Origin of the sequence: Microbacterium aurantiacum, assembly GCF_002872075.1 — a bacterium.
In the GTDB taxonomy this organism is placed as follows: Bacteria; Actinomycetota; Actinomycetes; order Actinomycetales; family Microbacteriaceae; genus Microbacterium; species Microbacterium aurantiacum_A.
The window spans coordinates 1-306 of sequence record NZ_PGGU01000030.1 but is presented as its reverse complement, the minus strand read 5'-3'; the positions used below and the strand labels follow the sequence as shown (position 1 = coordinate 306).

Genomic DNA, 306 nt, shown 5'->3' with positions numbered 1-306 from the left:
GGAAACGCTGCCGTGGTTCAGCCGCCGGCGAGCTGCGTGTCCAGATCCTGGATCGCACGCATCATCCCGAGCAGCGACTCGGACATGTCGTTGATACCATCCACCGCAGTCTTCAGACCCGTGGTCAGCTCGCCATAACCCTCACCGAACTTGCCCGACGCGTGCTGCGTCTTGAAGTCCTCACCCAGAAGGGTGTCGACCTGACCCTTCAGGGTGTCCAACTGCCCCTGAATGTCATCACGAGCCTGCGACAGCGACGACGCCACCTGCTCCATCTCCGCATAAGATGCACCGAAATCAGCCATC

General features: G+C 60.8%; 1 protein-coding gene. It reads right to left on the bottom strand.

All coding sequences use genetic code 11. The annotated features are described in order from the left end of the window. Positions 1-17: 17 nt before the first annotated feature. The coding region (locus CUR96_RS18445) for a WXG100 family type VII secretion target (RefSeq protein ID WP_102194568.1) at positions 18-306 on the bottom strand (289 nt) is incomplete at its 5' end.